Below are 15,469 nucleotides of genomic sequence, written 5' to 3'. Positions count from 1 at the left end.
GAATAACCCTTTGGTTAACAGCAGAAAACGAGCTTTACGAAATGAATTACAGTCACGAGAGTCGACGAGCATTCTTTTACTATAGGATCACGAGCGGAAGGAATTATGACAGTCTTGAGTACAGGTCGAGGTCATCTGCAAGTATTTATGTACCAGGCGTAACGAAATTTGAAGAAATTGAAGCGAATGGGCATCTTAGAAACTACTTTGAGCGCAAAGAAGACTGTCAAAAATACTGCGAATGGAAGATGCGAAAAGACGCAGGGCTGTTCAAGGAGGGAGAGGGAGCATGAAGATTGAAGCCGGACAAAAGCTGCAGAAGATCTATGACGGTTCTATCGTCACCGTTGCTCGCGTAGGCGGCGACCACGTTGTACTGGACGGAGACTTTGAACCAAATCACGTTGTCATGAAAGAAAAGCTCCTGCATTACTACAAGGAGGCCCCCAATGGACATTAGGACGATGCCCGCCGGGCCGGAGTTGGATGCGGAGTTGGCGCGGGCGCTGGGCTGGGACGAGATTGAGATGCCTTTCAGCGGCCGGCCGGCATGGGTTTTCGCGGGAGTCATCCAGTGCACGTCAAAAGACTTCACTCCCTCCACCACATGGGAAGGAGCAGGGCAGGTCATCGAGGAGATGCAGCGGCGGGGGTGGGAGGTCGGTATTGAAACTCATCCCAACGAAGCACATGTCCGGTTTTATAAACCAGACGGCGATTACGCCGAGCATAGTGGGCAGCCAGGAGAACTCCTCTTAGCCATCACCATAGCGGCCATCCTGGCGCTGAGGGGGGAGTCAAGCGGATGAAACTCTACGACAAAACCCGCTGGCTGGACGGATATGCGACATGGCAGGGCAAGCGCAAAGGCGTCACCGTCTCGGTGTCGCAGGATAAGTACAGGCACAATCGCTGGTACTGGCACGTCAGTGAGCCCTTTTACTATAGCTCCTTGAGACGTGAGGAAGACGGAGTAGGCGATCCGACTTTCGAGACTAAGGAGCAGGCAGCGGCTGACGCCGTGAATTGGATCAACGCCAAGATGAAGGAGGGCAACACATGAGGCTGATTGACGCAGATAAGCAGCTTGAGTGGTTGGAACGCGAGCTGCACTACTCCCAGCGTGAGAATAGACAGGACGAAGCCAAAGCGCTTGACATGACAATTGGCAAGATCAAGTCCGGCGCATTCGACCCGCCAACACCGGAGCCGCCGAAGTTCAAGGCGGGGGATAGGGTGCGGAGTCGCGCAAGAAAGAAAGTTGAAGGAACGGTAACAGGCTACAGTGAGAGCGGCAAGCGTGTGCGAGTTGTAGTACCGCATCCTCGCTACGATTGGCCTTACACCGCCTACTATGCACCAGAAGCCCTTGAACTGATTGAGGAGGGCACCCATGAAAAAGACTGACATGGGAGAATGCGTCAATATCTACCGAGGAGACATTCTCCTGGTTGATCTTGGCGAACAGCCGGAAGAGTCCCACGTCCAAGCCGGCTGCCGTCCAGTGGTCGTCATCCAAAACAACCGTGGCAACGAAGTGAGTCCATGCCTCATCGTGGCTCCAATCACCTCGAGACACAAGAATTTTCTCCCGACACATGCCCGGCTGTCGGGGAGGTTTGACGGCAGGATGACAGGCAACACAGTGTTGCTAGAGCAGCTAGTGACCATCAACAAATACCAAGTCGTGCACAAAATAGATAGCGTGTCAGACCGCGACATGCGGGAGATCGAGCGGGCATTACTGTGCAGCTTGGCATTGCCTGCTCGAGCAGACAATAAGGGGGCAGTTGCAAAAGGATGACTGTTGAAGACCTGGAATACTGGCGCCAAAGGGCGCTAGAGGCAGAGCAAAAGCTAGCCGAGCTGCAAGCCGACACCGAGTCGGATGACCATCATATCGGGGACTAACCCCACGAGAGGAGCAATCATATGGCACGAGCACCCAAAAAGGAAAAGTACCTGTCCGACGCACCGCAGGAGGTATACGGACTGCTCCATGAGTTGATCGAGAAGCATCATGACGATCTGGGGGACTCGCACATCATCATCAAGATGCGGCACGGCGGATGGAAAGCAAAGGGCAAGATGGTCTTCGGCAAGTTCGCTATTTTCAATGAACTCTATCGCCAAGAAACGAAAAAAGACGCAGCACTCATCCTCAATGCCGACGCGTGGGCAGTCATGAAGCCTAACCAAAAGCGCTACATCCTCGACCATCAGCTTTACTCGCTCGAGGTGTCGACCAACAAAGACGGTGACATCAAAGAGGCTGCAGACGGACGGCCGATCCTCAAGTCGATTCCCCCGGACATTGAGGCATTTAACAACGTCATCCGCCGGCACGGTATCGCGATGGACGAAATCAAGAGCTTTTCCAAGGCGCTGGACGAAGCAGGGCAGTTGACCATCGAGGACGTCACCGCGTCGTCTCAAGAGTCGCAGGAGCCCGCCGGGCATGCCGATAGCGACCCGGACGAAGAGTACGACGAGCGCCGGCAGGTCACGCTCGAGCAAGCTGCTGCCGCGGCCGACGATCCTATGGACGGCGTAGACCCGCACAGCGTGCCGTTTTAAGCAGCACGGGGCCTTCGGGCCCCTCTTCTAAGGGGGTGGAGGCAAAGTGCAGCAGGAATTTGATCTTGGCCCGCTGCCAAACCTGAACGACTTGGACGGGAAAAAGACGCAGGCTGCAATCGAGGCTGTCTTCGACAAGTTCCTTTTTTACAAGAGCATTACATTCGAGGAGCGAGAGGCGAGCATGACCGCCAGTTACTCGGACATGCCCCGCAGCTACACCGGCACAACAAGCGACCAGACGGCCAGCATTGCCATGTACAACGTAGACGAGCCGGAACGGCGCCGGACTTACCTCGAGAAGGTGCGTGCTGGCGTCCGAAAGCTCCCGGTCACGGAGCGCAAACTCATTGAGTTCCGGTACATGGAGGATGAGTACAAGCGAGACCTTGACGTTTTCCAGACCGACATGCCGATGGGGAAAAACCGCTACATGGAGATCCGGCTCCGCGCATTTTATCGCCTCGCATTCATCTTCCATGACTTCCGGCTGCTGCAGGTCAAGGATCTGACGAGAGACCATTAAACCTACGCCGGCACAGAGGACTTGTCCTTTGTGTCGGAAAGTAAGGAACTTGGATGAGCGAGGCAAGAGTACAGGCTGACCAGTCATACCCTTATAGCGGGAGGTGTCCGCAGATGCATATTAACTTCATACCAGGCGATTCTAATGACAGTGCTGTACGAGCGTGCTACAATTACCTCCGAAAGAAGGCGAGGAGGGAACTCCATGATCGGGATCTACGTGAGGGTATCGACGGAGGAACAAGCGAAGAACGGATACAGCATCAAGGACCAGATTCGGCAGTGCAAGAACAAAGCCAAGGGGAATGATGTCCTCGAGTATATTGATGAGGGATACTCCGGAGAGTTCCTGGAACGTCCCGCTCTAGAAAAACTGCGTAATGATGTCCGTGACGGAGTCATCAGTACGGTCATCGTTTATGATCCGGACCGCTGGAGCCGAAATCTCATGAATCAACTCATTATCACGGAGGAGATAGAGAAGCGCGCTAAGCTGGTATTCGTCAACAGCGAGTACGAAAAGTCTCCAGAAGGCCGGCTTTTCTACCAAATCCGCGGAGCAGTTTCGGAATTTGAAAAAGCAAAAATTACAGAACGGATGGGCCGCGGTCGTAAAGAGAAGGCTCGTCAAGGGAAAGTCGTGAAAAACTCCCAACTCTACGGGTACAACTTCAATACTGAATCCTCGATGTACGAAATTCATCCCGACGAATCAAAGGTCGTAAAAATGATATTCGATCTCTTTACTCTCCCCGACAGCCCTGTCAAAGGTATTAACGGAATTGCAAATTTCCTTACAAGTCAAGGTGTGCCGACCAAAAGAGGGGCGCCCGTTTGGCATCGACAAGTTGTTCGCCAAATTCTCCTCAATCAATCGTATGTGGGGAACTACTTTCAAAACCGGTGGAACACAGAAGGTATGCTTGGGAACAAATATCGTGATCCAGATGAAAAGATACCGATGAGGGAAAGGCCTGAATCCGAATGGATTGAGTTAAGTATTCCTCCGATCATAGAAGAAGTTCAATTTGCTCGTGCACAGCAACTTATCGGCGAGTCAAAGCGCCGCTTTGCCAAAGAAGGATTAAGAAAATACCTCTTGTCTGGCCTCGTTAGGTGCGGTGAATGCGAAAACACAATGACCGGTCTTCGCGCCAAGCATTGGGGCAAGCACAAACTGGAGTATTCTGACACCAAGAACTTCTCTGGCGCAAAGTTTAAAGGGTGTGGAATGAGGATTAGTTGCGAGAAGCTCGATGAAGAGGTGTGGCAAACTGTACTTGCCTGGCTCACAAGATCGGACCATCAAACAGCGGCGGCTGAGGAAGTGGCAAGGCCAGATCGTTCACTTGAAGAATTGGAGTTCGAGAGAATTGAGAAAGAAATTGAGAAGGTCGGCAACCGCCGGAAGAACTTGATTAAGCTTTTTGCTGAAATCGAAGACGAAATCGGGCAATCCGATATCCGGAATGAGCTTCGTGACCTAGCGGAGAAAGAAAAACAGATGAAATCCAACTTGGAACAGTTGCAGGTGAAGATGGGTAACCAGAAAAGCAGAGAATTTACTAAACAAGCTGAGGACGACCTTATCGCGCATTACCTCTCGAAAGATCTCGACAACCTCAGTTTTGAAGACAAACAGGAAATTATCCGGTCCTTGGTGCGCGAGGTGCGCGTCTACAAAGGAGAACGGGTGGATATATACGGCTTTTAGAATATCTACAGACATTAGACTTGAAATCCTGATGCACCTTCGCAGCTTGAAGAAGACGCGCAAGGACGTCTCCCTGCATGATCCGATCGGCACGGACAAGGAAGGCAACGAAATTACGCTGATCGATATCCTCGGCTCCGAGCATGACGATGTCGTCGAGAAGGTGCAGCTGAAGATCGAGAAGTCGAAAATCTACAAGAACCTCGACATCCTCGACGAGCGGGAGAAGGAAGTGGTCATCGCCCGGTTCGGGCTGGAGCACGGAGGCGAGGAGCGCACGCAGCGGGAAATCGCTAAGGAGCTCGGCATCAGCCGCAGCTACGTCTCGCGGATCGAGAAGCGCGCGCTGATGAAGCTGTACCACGAGTTCTACAAGGCGAAGAAGTGAAGGCTCGCCTTTCGCGCGTCATCGAGTCGATACGGCCGTTCTCCGTTTGCGGAGGGCGGCCTTTCTGCATGTCCGTCGGGCCTTTTCGGCGTCTTTCCTGATGTGCGCGGTATCCCCTTGACGACCTAAAGAAGATCGAGCAAGCCGATGCTGCGCCGGCTCGGCTGCTGCTCTGGGCTGCAGCGCCTTCAGGCCGGCCGCGACAGAGAAGGCTGCCAAGCGGGAAGCTTCCTTGCAGGTGAAAGCGAGAATCAGGCTAAAAAGCGACGAGGCGTCTGCCCCGCCGCGCGGCGCGTTTTCACAAAGATTCGGATGGCATATGCACGAATTTCGATTGCCAGGACGATTGCGCATCGGCTGCGAAGCCGTCGGCGAAAGCTAACGACGAATCAGCTCGTTGCGAGGCCGATTTCAACCCTCGCTATACTTTAACGACTCGTTAGACGCTTAGCGGGCAGAAATGACGTTCCATCTATTCCTATAGAAATAATGGATAGTTCTAAGCGTCTGAGGCGTCGTTAGAAAGTGGAAAAGTGGAAATCCAGGCTTCTAAGCTTATGACGCGTCGTTAGAGCTGTGGGAGAAGCAACGTGGCCGGCGGTCCCGTCCCTCCGGCATTAGCACCGTTGGACGTGCTCTAGTCCTACCAGCAGCTCGCTGCCAGCGTAGATGCCCGCCAGCAGCTCGCGCCGCTGCCGGCGCGAGACCTTTAAACGTGATAGATGCCCGCCAGCAGCTCGCGCCAGCGCGAGACCTTTAAACGTGATAGATGCCCGCCAGCAGCTCGCGCCAGATTGCGTCATTGTCATGGAACATGTCGGGGACGCGGGGAATCTGCACGGCGCACACATGCGGGATGCGCCAGCCGAGGTCGACGATGCCCTCGGCATCGCCATGCTGCACGTAGAGGACAGCGAACGTCGCCCCGACGAGCGAGCGCAGCACGAGCTGCAGCTCGAACAGCTCGGGGTAGCTGCCTTCGGTGCGTACAAGCAGGATGCGGCTGCTGCCGGCGAGCTTGCCGAGCATCCTCTCGACGCGGCGGTCGAGCTTGGCCTTTACCTCCGGATAGGGGAGCAGCGCCTCGGCAGGATCGGCGCGCACGGGATAGTCGTGGTTGGAGACGATATGATAGGCGAGGTCATGCACGAGATAGCAGCCGGCATTGGGATCGATGCCGGTGACGCTGAGATTGCGCAGCTCCATGAAGTTCGCGAAGCGCTCCTGCAAGGCGCGCGAGACGCCGCTCAGCAGCGGAGAGCCCATCCAGTCGATCGGCCCGGAGTAGCGACGGAGGCCGTTCTTCGATAACTGCACGCCGGGCAGGCAGTTGTGGCCGAGGCTGTAGATCGCGTCGTAAGGTCCCTTCAGTTCAGAAAGCGTCATCATGAGATGCCCCTCCTCGTTCGGCTTTCTATCAGTAGATGCCGCGAATCGATAGAAGGACAGGGCTGGCGCAGAAAGCGGGACAAATGGGGCAGGCGGTGCTATAATCCGTCCTGACACCATTCCCGCCCTCCGGCAACGGCCGGGCGCGGGAGAGACGGAAGGAAGAGAAGAAATGGGCTCAAGGCTAAGGTGGAGGCTGCCCGCTCGCGCGGCGCTTCCGCCGGAAAGAAGGCTCGGCAAGGACGCGGTCGTCTCGCTCCTCATCCACAGCTGCTTTCAATTCGGAGCGTCGATGTCGGGGCTGTTCCTCAACCTGTATCTGTGGCGGCTGACGGAAAGCTTGACGGTGAACGGCCTGTACAACATCATCAGCTTCGGCATCACGCCGGCGGCATTCGCGCTCGGGGGCTGGCTCGCCAAGCGCAAGGACCGGATGGTGGCGTACCGGCTCGGCATCGTCATGATCGCGATCTTCTACCTGCTCGTCGTCATCGCTCAGGAAAACGTGGCCGAGTTCTTCGTGCTCTTCGCCTTGCTGAACGGCATCTCGTCGGGCTTCTACTGGGTCGGCTACCTCGTGCTCCAGTACGACGTCTCGACCGAGGCCAACCGGATCCGCTACCTCGCGTTCAACATGATCTGCTTCAACTCGGCCGGCCTCGCCGGGCCTGCGCTCGCTGGCTTCATCATCCGCCGCAGCGAGGGGCTGCAGGGCTACATCGTGATCTTCGCCCTGGCCTTCCTCATGTTCGTCATCGCGGCGGCCGTCAGCTTCCGCATCCCGTTCAAGCCGGACCGGCATCGGACCTACTACCTGAAGCTGATGGGCCTGCTCATGGGCAAAAACCGCCGCTGGCTGCTGGCGCTGTACGGGTTCCTCGTATTCGGGCTGTTCCAAGGGGTCATGCTGTTCCTCCCGAACATCCTGCTCTTCCGCACCGTCGGGCGCGAGGACTGGGTCGGCTACCTCGGCGTCTTCTTCTCCGCGCTGACGGTCGCGACGGGCTATGTCATTTCCCGCTCCGCCCAAAAGGAACAGGTCCACAAGTACCTGCTGCTGTCCTCCAGCGGCGTCACGATCGGAGCGTCGCTGCTGCTGATCGACGTCTCGCTCTGGTCGGTCGTCGGGTTCATGATGCTGTTCTCGATCTTCAACCCGCTCGCGGTCAACACGCTGACCTCCTATTACTACCGCCTCATCGGCACGCTGCCGCTCAAGGGCAATCTGAGGGTGGAGTCCGTCATCATGCGCGAGCTGTTCCTCAATGCGGGCCGGGTCATCTCCATCGGCATCCTGCTGCTCGCCGCCGGCGGCCTGCAGCCTGCCGTCATGGCCGGCGTGCTCGTCGCGATGGCCGGCCTGCAGTTCCTGCTGCTGCTGCTGGTCCGCCGGGACGAGCCCGCGCCTGCGCATGGCGAAGGCTGAGGAGCAGGTCGGATCGGCAAGGAGGCGTGAGCGGCTCACGGCTTCGTCAGACAATCCCGCTCCAGCCCGTCCCGCGAGCCTCCGCTCGCGGGACGGGCTTTTTGACGCGCCTGCGCAAACTTCAGCCGTTGGGTTTGTTTTTTCAAGAACTTGGAAAAAGCCCGTATTCAGGAGCCGAAGGCCGACTTATACTGGGGATGCCATCCGCGAGAGCGGAGGCCGCAGCGCGACGGACGGCTGCGAACCGTCACGAGGGAGGCGAGGCACGACCTTTTTGAAAACGATTTCAACGACATGGGCTTTACCGCATGCGCAAGGCCAACTCAAAGGAGGATGAACCATGAAGAGAATGATCCTGACGGCCGCGGCGGCGCTGGCGCTCGGCGGCCTGGCCGCCGGAACGGCTGCCGCCGCTCCGGTCAGCGACGCCAATACGACGATGTTCGGACCGGATGTGTACGTGTTCGACCCGTCGATGCCGGCGGCGGACATCTCCGCCACGGCGACGTCGATCTTCGGCGCGCTGGAGTCCGCCGAATTCAGCAGCAGCCGCAAGGCGCTCCTGTTCAAGCCGGGCTCGTACAACGTCAACTTCAACGTCGGCTTCTATACCCATGTGGCCGGCCTCGGCCGCAACCCCGGCGACGTCACCGTCACCGGAGGCGTGAACGTGAACGCCGATTGGGACAACGGCAACGCGACCCGCAACTTCTGGCGGGCGATCGAGAATATGACGCTGGCTCCGACCAGCGGCAAGACGCAGATCGCCGTCTCGCAAGCCGCGCCGCTGCGCCGGCTGAACATCAAGGGCGAGCTCGACTTGTTCGACTTCGACTCCAACTGGAACGCCGGCTGGGCGAGCGGCGGCTTCCTCGCCGACTCCAAGGTCGACGGCAAGGTCGTGCCGGCGTCGCAGCAGCAGTGGTTCTCGCGCAACAGCGAATGGAACGAGTGGACGAACGGCGTCTGGAACATGATGTTCGTCGGCAGCAAGAACGCGCCGTCCGGCACGTTCCCCGATCCGCCCTATACGGTCGTGCCGACGACGCCGGTCATCCGCGAGAAGCCGTACCTGTACATCGACGGCAGCGGCCAGTACCAGGTATTCGTGCCGTCGCTGCAGAGCGGGACGCAAGGCGTCAGCTGGGCGGCCGGCTCCACGCCGGGCCAGTCGATTCCGATCGGCCAATTTTACATCGCGCGTCCTGAAAGCGCTACCGCAGCGACGCTCAACGCGGCGCTGGCCCAAGGCAAGCATCTGCTGTTCACGCCCGGCATCTACCATCTGAACGATACGATCCGGATCACCTCTCCCAACACGGTCGTGCTCGGCATCGGCATCCCGACGCTCGTGCCGGATACGGGGCTGGCGGCGATGACCGTGGCCGACGTGGACGGCGTGAAGATCGCCGGCCTCACGTTCGACGCCGGTCCGGCCAACTCGCCGGTGCTGCTGGACGTCGGGCCGCAAGGCAGCACGGCGCGCCACCAGTCGAATCCGACCTCGCTCCACGACCTGACCTTCCGCACCGGCGGAGCGTCGAACGGCCGCAACGACATCAGCCTGCGCATCAACAGCAACGACGTCATCGGCGACCATTTCTGGATCTGGCGCGCCGACCACGGCGCCGGGGCGGGCTGGACGTCCAATGTCTCCAAGAACGGCCTCGTCGTCAACGGAACCGACGTGACGCTGTACGGCCTGTTCAACGAGCATCATAACGAGTACCAGACCGTCTGGAACGGCAATGGCGGGCGCCTGTACTTCTATCAGTCCGAGATTCCGTACGACGTGCCGAACCAGGCGGCTTGGAAAAGCGGCGGCGGCGCGGTGAACGGCTACGCCTCCTACAAGGTCGGAGCCGGCGTGACGACCCACGAGGCGTGGGGGCTCGGCATCTACTCCTACTTCCGCGACGCGGCGGTCAAGCTGAACAGCGCCATCGAGGCGCCGAACGCGCCGGGCGTGAAGTTCCACAACATGACGACGATCTGGCTGTCCGGCACGGCAGGCAGCGAGATCAGCCACATCGTCAACGATATCGGCGGCCGCGTCTATGCGAACACGCCTGCCGAGGCGATGCGCCAGACGCTGGCGGAATGGGCCGGCAACGGATCGGCGACGCCGACGCCGACTCCGACAGCAACGCCGACCCCGACAGCCACGCCGACGCCAACCCCGACAGCAACGCCGACCCCGACGCCGGGCGCGGCGCTCGACCGCACGGGCTGGACGGCGAGCAGCAGTCCGTCGAGCGGCGATCCAGCCTCCAACCTGCTGGACGGCAGCATGGCGACGCGCTGGAGCACGGGCGCGGCGATGGCGCCCGGCCAGTCGATCACGATCGACATGAAAGTGTCCAAGACGTTCGGCAAGCTGGTCATGGACTCGACGGGCAGCGACGGCGACTACGCGCGCGGCTATGAGGTGTATGTCTCGGCCGACGGCGCGAGCTGGGGCAGTCCGGTCGCGACAGGAACGGGCAGCGGACCGGTCGTGACGGCGACGTTCGCGGCCAAGACGGCGCGCTATATCAAGATCGTGCAGACCGGCACGGCGAGCAGCTGGTGGTCGATCCGCGAGCTGAACGTGTACGGCACCGGCACGACCCCGACGCCAACGCCAACGCCGACGCCAGGCGCGGCGCTTGACCGCACGGGCTGGACGGCGAGCAGCGCGCCGTCGAGCGGCGACGTCGCGGCGAACCTGCTGGACGGCAGCATGGCGACGCGCTGGAGCACGGGCGCCGCGATGGCGCCGGGCCAGTCGATCACGATCGACATGAAGGCGTCCAAGACGTTCGGCAAGCTGGTCATGGACTCGACGGGCAGCGACAGCGACTATGCGCGCGGCTACGAGGTGTACGTCTCGGCCGACGGCGCGAGCTGGGGCAGTCCGGTCGCGACGGGAACCGGCAGCGGTCCGGTCGTGACGGCGACGTTCGCGGCCAAGACGGCGCGCTATATCAAGATCGTGCAGACCGGCACGGCGAGCAGCTGGTGGTCGATCCGCGAGCTGAACGTGCATAGCTGAGCAGAGGCGATGAGAGGGGCGGCGACGTCCTTCTCTTTTTATCTCGGAGTGCCCTCTCCATATTCAACCCATCAGGGAGGAATCGATCAACGTGAATCGGATGAGATCAAGCCTGCGGCACGGCCGGCGGCTCGCCGTCTGGACGGTCGCACTCGCGCTGCTGCTGCCGCTGCTCGCTCCCGCCGCGCGTCCTGTCCCCGCGCTCGCCGCAGCGGGCGCTGACCTGCTCACAAGCAACCGTCTGGCCTATGCTTCCTCCGTGCGCGGCGGGAACGGACCGCAGCTCGCCTTCGACGGCGATCCGTCGACCCGCTGGGAAAGCCGGCTCGGCCAGGACCCTCAGTGGCTTTACGTCGACCTCGGGGCGCAGGCGACCCTGAGCCGGGCCGTCATCCGCTGGGAAGGCGCTTACGCCAAGTCGTTCCGCATCGAGACGTCGAGCGACGAGTCGGCCTGGACGCCTGTGTATGCGACCTCCAGCGGCACCGGCGGTACGACGGATGTCGCCCTCAGCGGGACCGGCCGCTACGTCCGGCTGGTTGCCGTGCAGAGGGCGCTGCCCGCCTACGGCGTCTCGCTGTACGAATTCGAGCTGTATGGAACGGGCGGCTCGGGTCCGGCTCCGCAGCCTGCGCCGGCCAACGCCGCGCTCGGCCGTCCGGCCGTCTCCTCCTCGGACGCCTCCGGCTACGCCGCCGCGGCCGCGACCGACGGCAGCCTGTCGACCCGCTGGGCGTCGGCGTCGTCCGATCCGCAGTGGATCTACGTCGACCTCGGGCAGAGCCAGCGCATCGGCAAGGTGGTGCTGAACTGGGAGACGGCTTTCGGCCGGGTGTACGACCTCCAGGTGTCGGAAGACGCCCGGAGCTGGACGACCGTCTACCGCCAGCGCTACGGGGCGGGAGGCAAGGATACGGTCCCGCTCTACGCGAGCGGCCGCTACGTCCGCATGCTCGGCATCGGACGGGGGACGAACTACGGCTACTCGCTCCATGAGTTCCAGGTGTTTCCGTACCGCTCGGGCGATCCGCAGCCGGCCTACGCGATCGCGCCGCTGCCGCAGCCCTCGACCGTGCCGGTCGGCAGCGGGAGCTACGAGGTCGGCGACGTCACCCAGCTGGAGCCGCTTTATCCGAAAAACCGCACCGGCGGGCTGAACGCCCCGATCCCGTCCAACGACTGGTGGCAGAACCTGCTCGTGCAGCGCCTGGGCGCCGGCACCGGCATCGTCACGCTGCCGCTCAAGGCGAAATACTCCGCGAACGGGCTCGGGCTGCTCGCTCCGGGAGCGGGCACGATCAACGGGGACGGGGGAGCGGTCAACGCCGACGGCGATCCCGATCTGTACCTGACCGCCGGCAACTTGTCCGATCCCGGCGCGATCGACACCAAGGTGGACGGCTACGGCGACTTCTCCGTCCGCGTCGTGCTCAGCGACGACGCTGCGCCTAAGATGAGGAGCGTGCTGGTCAAAGGCTCGCCGTACGTCTACAGCACGTTCAGCGACCCGAACGCGCCGGAGCTGTTCGTGCCGGGCTTGAGCCGCGCCTTCGACGATGCCGGCCAGCCGCTGCTGGCGGCCGAGGGCTCGAGTGTGACGGCCGACCATATCGGGCTGGAGATCGCGACGCTCGACAACGCCGTGCAGCCGAAGGCCGTCCTCCGCTCCTACGGCGTCTTCGCGCCGCCGGGCACCGTCTTCACCCGGACCGGCGGCAAGATCAAGATCAAGCTCGGCGGAGGGGCGACCTATCTGTCCGTCGCCGGCTTGCCGGGCAGCGGCGACCTGGGCTATTTTTACCGGCATGCCTATGCGTTCGTGACCGACACGAAGGTGACGTACGGCTACGACATGAGCCAGGCGAAAGTATCCGCGACGTTCGCGAGCGTCACCGAGCTGAAGCGCTCCGGCTTCTCCGCGGACACGCTGATGGCGCTGCTGCCCCATCAGTGGAAGTCGTCGCAAACTCCGCTGACGGCGCTGACGTATCCATCGATTCGGGGCACCCTCAAGCTGCGGGAGGGCAACAGCTTCTCGACGTCGGATTCGTTCACGGGACTGCTGCCGCAGTTCGCGGAGCCGAACGACGCCGCTTACTCCCGCAGCGAGCTGACCGGGTATCTGAGCCAGCTCGACACGGAGCTGTCGAATACGGGCGGGCTCATGAACCAGGACCCGTACTGGCAGGGCAAGGTGCTCTATCCGGCCGCGCTCGGCGCGATGGTCAGCGACAGCATCGGCGACACGGCCCGGCGCGACCGCTACCTCGGCGTGCTGCGCACGATCCTGACCGACTGGTACACGTACTCCGCCTCCGACGCGCCGCATACGTATTATCTCCACTACGCGCCGGAATGGGGCTCGATCTTCCCGTGGGCGGCGGGCTGGGGCATCAATACAGGCCTGACCGACCACCATTACACCTACGGCTACTACGTGTACGCCTCCGCCGTGCTGGCGTCGTTCGACAGCGCCTTCAAGCGGGACTACGCCGGCATGGTGGAGCATCTCATCCGCGACTACGCCAATCCGTCGCGCACCGACACGATGTATCCGTGGCTGCGCAGCTTCGACCCGTACGAGGGGCATTCGTGGGCGGGCGCCTATGCGGACAACGACAACGGCAACAACCAGGAGGCTGCGGGCGAGGCGCTGAACGGCTGGGCGGGCCTGTTCCTGTGGGGACTCGTCACCGGCAACGACAGCTACCGCGACACCGGGGCCTGGGGCTTCGCGACCGAGCTGAAGGCGATCGAGCAATATTGGTTCAACTATGACCGGGACAATTGGATTCCCGAATACCGCCACGGCGTCGCCGGGCAGGTGTGGGGCAGCTCGTATCTGTACGGCACGTATTTCTCCGGCGCGCCGGTCAACATCTACGGCATCCACTGGCTGCCGACCGGCGAGTGGATGAGCTACTACGGCCGCGACCGCCAGGAGGCGGCCGATCTGTACGCGGCGTTCCTGCGCGACAACGGCGGCCCGGAATCGGGCTGGGAGCATATCGTCTGGCCGTACCAGTCGCTGAGCGACCCGCAGGCGGCCATCGCCAAGTGGAATCCGTCGATCCTGCAGAAGAACGAAATCTTCAACTCCTACTGGTTCATCCACAACGCCGCCAGCTACGGCAACCGGACGACGGACGTGTGGGCGAGCAACTGGGGCGGCGTCGGCGTGTACAAAAAAGGCTCCGCCTATACGGCGATGGTCTGGAATCCGACCGGGCAGCCGATCACCGTGCAGTTCCGCAGCGCCTCCGGACCGACGGGCAGCGTCACCGTGCCGGCCGGCAAGCTCGTCAAGGCGGACCCGCTCAGCACGGGCGGGGCGACGCCGAGCCCGACTCCGACGCCATCGCCGAGCGCGTCGCCGACGCCATCGCCGAGCGCGACGCCGGCACCGACGGCCACGCCGACGCCGGGCGCGGCGCTCGACCGCACGGGCTGGACGGCGAGCAGCTCGCCGTCCAGCGGCGATCCGGCCTCGAACCTGCTGGACGGCAGCATGGCGACGCGCTGGAGCACGGGCGCCGCGATGGCGCCGGGCCAGTCGATCACGATCGACATGAAGGCGTCCAAGACGTTCGGCAAGCTCGTCATGGACTCGACGGGCAGCGACGGCGACTATGCGCGCGGCTATGAGGTGTATGTGTCGGCCGACGGCGCGAGCTGGGGCAGTCCGGTCGCGACGGGGACCGGCAGCGGTCCGGTCGTGACGGCGACGTTCGCGGCGAAGACGGCGCGCTACGTCAAGATCGTGCAGACCGGCACGGCCAGCAGCTGGTGGTCGATCCGCGAGCTGAACGTGTACGGCACGGCGGGCGGCGGCACGCCGAGTCCGACGCCGACCCCGTCCGCAACGCCATCGCCGGGAGCGGCGCTGAGCCGCGCGGGCTGGACGGCGAGCAGCGATCCGACGAGCGGCGACGTTGCGGCGAACCTGCTGGACGGCAGCATGGCGACGCGCTGGAGCACGGGCGCGGCGATGGCGCCGGGCCAGTCGATCACGATCGACATGAAGGCGTCCAAGACGTTCGGCAAGCTCGTCATGGACTCGACGGGCAGCGACGGCGACTATGCGCGCGGCTACGAGGTGTATGTGTCGGCCGACGGCGCGAGCTGGGGCAGTCCGGCCGCGACGGGGACCGGCAGCGATCCGGTCGTGACGGCGACATTCGCGTCCAAGACGGCACGCTACGTCAAGATTGTGCAGACCGGTACGGCGAGCAGCTGGTGGTCGATCCGGGAGCTGAACGTGTACGGCTCCTGAAGCCTCTTTTCCAAAACGAAAAACAGCCGGAAGGACCGCGGAGGCGGTTCATCCGGCTGTTCGGCGTACCATGATGGCGGCCTGCAACGCGCTGCGGGCAGGCTTGGCCGCGCAAGAAGCCGGACGGAGCAAAAAGCTCGGCA

12 protein-coding genes and 1 pseudogene are annotated in these 15,469 nt (G+C 61.7%); 12 read left to right on the top strand and 1 reads right to left on the bottom strand.

From position 1 onward, the window contains the following. Positions 1-289 precede the first annotated feature (289 nt). The 9 genes and pseudogenes from HGI30_RS14950 to HGI30_RS14910 form a co-directional block, all read left to right on the top strand. Positions 290-460 carry a hypothetical protein gene (locus tag HGI30_RS14950; protein ID WP_168908282.1) on the top strand — a complete coding sequence of 57 codons (171 nt, stop codon included), beginning with the start codon at positions 290-292 and terminating at the stop codon, positions 458-460. After that, positions 450-809, top strand: coding sequence for a hypothetical protein (locus HGI30_RS14945; RefSeq protein WP_168908281.1), 360 nt, complete (start codon positions 450-452; stop codon positions 807-809). The genes HGI30_RS14950 and HGI30_RS14945 overlap by 11 nt, the downstream gene beginning before the upstream one ends. Next, the gene (locus tag HGI30_RS14940) at positions 806-1,063 is read left to right on the top strand and encodes a hypothetical protein (protein ID WP_168908280.1); all 258 of its coding nucleotides are present in this window, start codon (positions 806-808) and stop codon (positions 1,061-1,063) included. Before HGI30_RS14945 ends, HGI30_RS14940 begins: the two co-directional genes overlap by 4 nt. Continuing rightward, positions 1,060-1,407 (top strand): hypothetical protein, encoded by a 348-nt coding sequence (locus HGI30_RS14935; protein WP_168908279.1) that lies wholly within the window; start codon positions 1,060-1,062, stop codon positions 1,405-1,407. Before HGI30_RS14940 ends, HGI30_RS14935 begins: the two co-directional genes overlap by 4 nt. Next, complete coding sequence (locus HGI30_RS14930; RefSeq protein ID WP_168908278.1) at positions 1,394-1,804, top strand: type II toxin-antitoxin system PemK/MazF family toxin; 411 nt, start codon at positions 1,394-1,396, stop codon at positions 1,802-1,804. The genes HGI30_RS14935 and HGI30_RS14930 overlap by 14 nt, the downstream gene beginning before the upstream one ends. Positions 1,805-1,932: 128 nt before the next feature. Then, on the top strand, positions 1,933-2,577 hold the full coding sequence (locus tag HGI30_RS14925) for a putative metallopeptidase (RefSeq protein ID WP_168908277.1): 645 nt from the start codon (positions 1,933-1,935) through the stop codon (positions 2,575-2,577). Positions 2,578-2,623: 46 nt separating this feature from the next. Then, complete coding sequence (locus tag HGI30_RS14920) at positions 2,624-3,103, top strand: ArpU family phage packaging/lysis transcriptional regulator (protein WP_235680142.1); 480 nt, start codon at positions 2,624-2,626, stop codon at positions 3,101-3,103. Between the two features lie 204 nt (positions 3,104-3,307). After that, positions 3,308-4,816 (top strand): recombinase family protein, encoded by a 1,509-nt coding sequence (locus HGI30_RS14915; RefSeq protein ID WP_168908276.1) that lies wholly within the window; start codon positions 3,308-3,310, stop codon positions 4,814-4,816. A gap of 13 nt (positions 4,817-4,829) precedes the next feature. Then, positions 4,830-5,204 (top strand): annotated as a pseudogene (locus HGI30_RS14910) (sigma-70 family RNA polymerase sigma factor); the annotation flags it as partial. Positions 5,205-5,960: 756 nt separating this feature from the next. On the opposite strand, the gene HGI30_RS14905 reads toward HGI30_RS14910, so the two are convergent. Beyond that, positions 5,961-6,593 (bottom strand): DUF1796 family putative cysteine peptidase, encoded by a 633-nt coding sequence (locus HGI30_RS14905; protein WP_168908275.1) that lies wholly within the window; start codon positions 6,591-6,593, stop codon positions 5,961-5,963. Between the two features lie 172 nt (positions 6,594-6,765). Between HGI30_RS14905 and HGI30_RS14900 the strand changes: the two genes are divergently transcribed. The 3 genes from HGI30_RS14900 (at position 6,766) to HGI30_RS14890 (ending at position 15,326) form a co-directional block, all read left to right on the top strand. After that, positions 6,766-8,019, top strand: coding sequence for an MFS transporter (locus tag HGI30_RS14900; RefSeq protein WP_168908274.1), 1,254 nt, complete (start codon positions 6,766-6,768; stop codon positions 8,017-8,019). A gap of 340 nt (positions 8,020-8,359) precedes the next feature. Next, positions 8,360-11,053 carry a discoidin domain-containing protein gene (locus tag HGI30_RS14895; RefSeq protein WP_168908273.1) on the top strand — a complete coding sequence of 898 codons (2,694 nt, stop codon included), beginning with the start codon at positions 8,360-8,362 and terminating at the stop codon, positions 11,051-11,053. A 100-nt stretch (positions 11,054-11,153) separates the two neighbouring features. Then, complete coding sequence (locus HGI30_RS14890; RefSeq protein ID WP_206110105.1) at positions 11,154-15,326, top strand: discoidin domain-containing protein; 4,173 nt, start codon at positions 11,154-11,156, stop codon at positions 15,324-15,326. Positions 15,327-15,469 lie beyond the last annotated feature (143 nt).

This window comes from Paenibacillus albicereus, from assembly GCF_012676905.1.
GTDB lineage: Bacteria > Bacillota > Bacilli > Paenibacillales > Paenibacillaceae > Paenibacillus_O > Paenibacillus_O albicereus.
Note: the sequence above shows the minus strand (reverse complement) of the source record. Positions and strands in the feature narration are given on the sequence as shown.

Bases quoted from the DNA above. Each gene is read 5' to 3' on its own strand.
- HGI30_RS14950 (WP_168908282.1), top strand. From the start codon at position 290: ATGAAGATTGAAGCCGGACAAAAGCTGCAGAAGATCTATGACGGTTCT.
- HGI30_RS14935 (WP_168908279.1), top strand. From the start codon at position 1,060: ATGAGGCTGATTGACGCAGATAAGCAGCTTGAGTGGTTGGAACGCGAG.
- HGI30_RS14930 (WP_168908278.1), top strand. From the start codon at position 1,394: ATGAAAAAGACTGACATGGGAGAATGCGTCAATATCTACCGAGGAGAC.
- HGI30_RS14915 (WP_168908276.1), top strand. From the start codon at position 3,308: ATGATCGGGATCTACGTGAGGGTATCGACGGAGGAACAAGCGAAGAAC.
- HGI30_RS14895 (WP_168908273.1), top strand. From the start codon at position 8,360: ATGAAGAGAATGATCCTGACGGCCGCGGCGGCGCTGGCGCTCGGCGGC.
- HGI30_RS14945 (WP_168908281.1), top strand. From the start codon at position 450: ATGGACATTAGGACGATGCCCGCCGGGCCGGAGTTGGATGCGGAGTTG.
- HGI30_RS14940 (WP_168908280.1), top strand. From the start codon at position 806: ATGAAACTCTACGACAAAACCCGCTGGCTGGACGGATATGCGACATGG.
- HGI30_RS14925 (WP_168908277.1), top strand. From the start codon at position 1,933: ATGGCACGAGCACCCAAAAAGGAAAAGTACCTGTCCGACGCACCGCAG.
- HGI30_RS14890 (WP_206110105.1), top strand. From the start codon at position 11,154: ATGAGATCAAGCCTGCGGCACGGCCGGCGGCTCGCCGTCTGGACGGTC.
- HGI30_RS14900 (WP_168908274.1), top strand. From the start codon at position 6,766: ATGGGCTCAAGGCTAAGGTGGAGGCTGCCCGCTCGCGCGGCGCTTCCG.
- HGI30_RS14905 (WP_168908275.1), bottom strand. From the start codon at position 6,593: ATGATGACGCTTTCTGAACTGAAGGGACCTTACGACGCGATCTACAGC.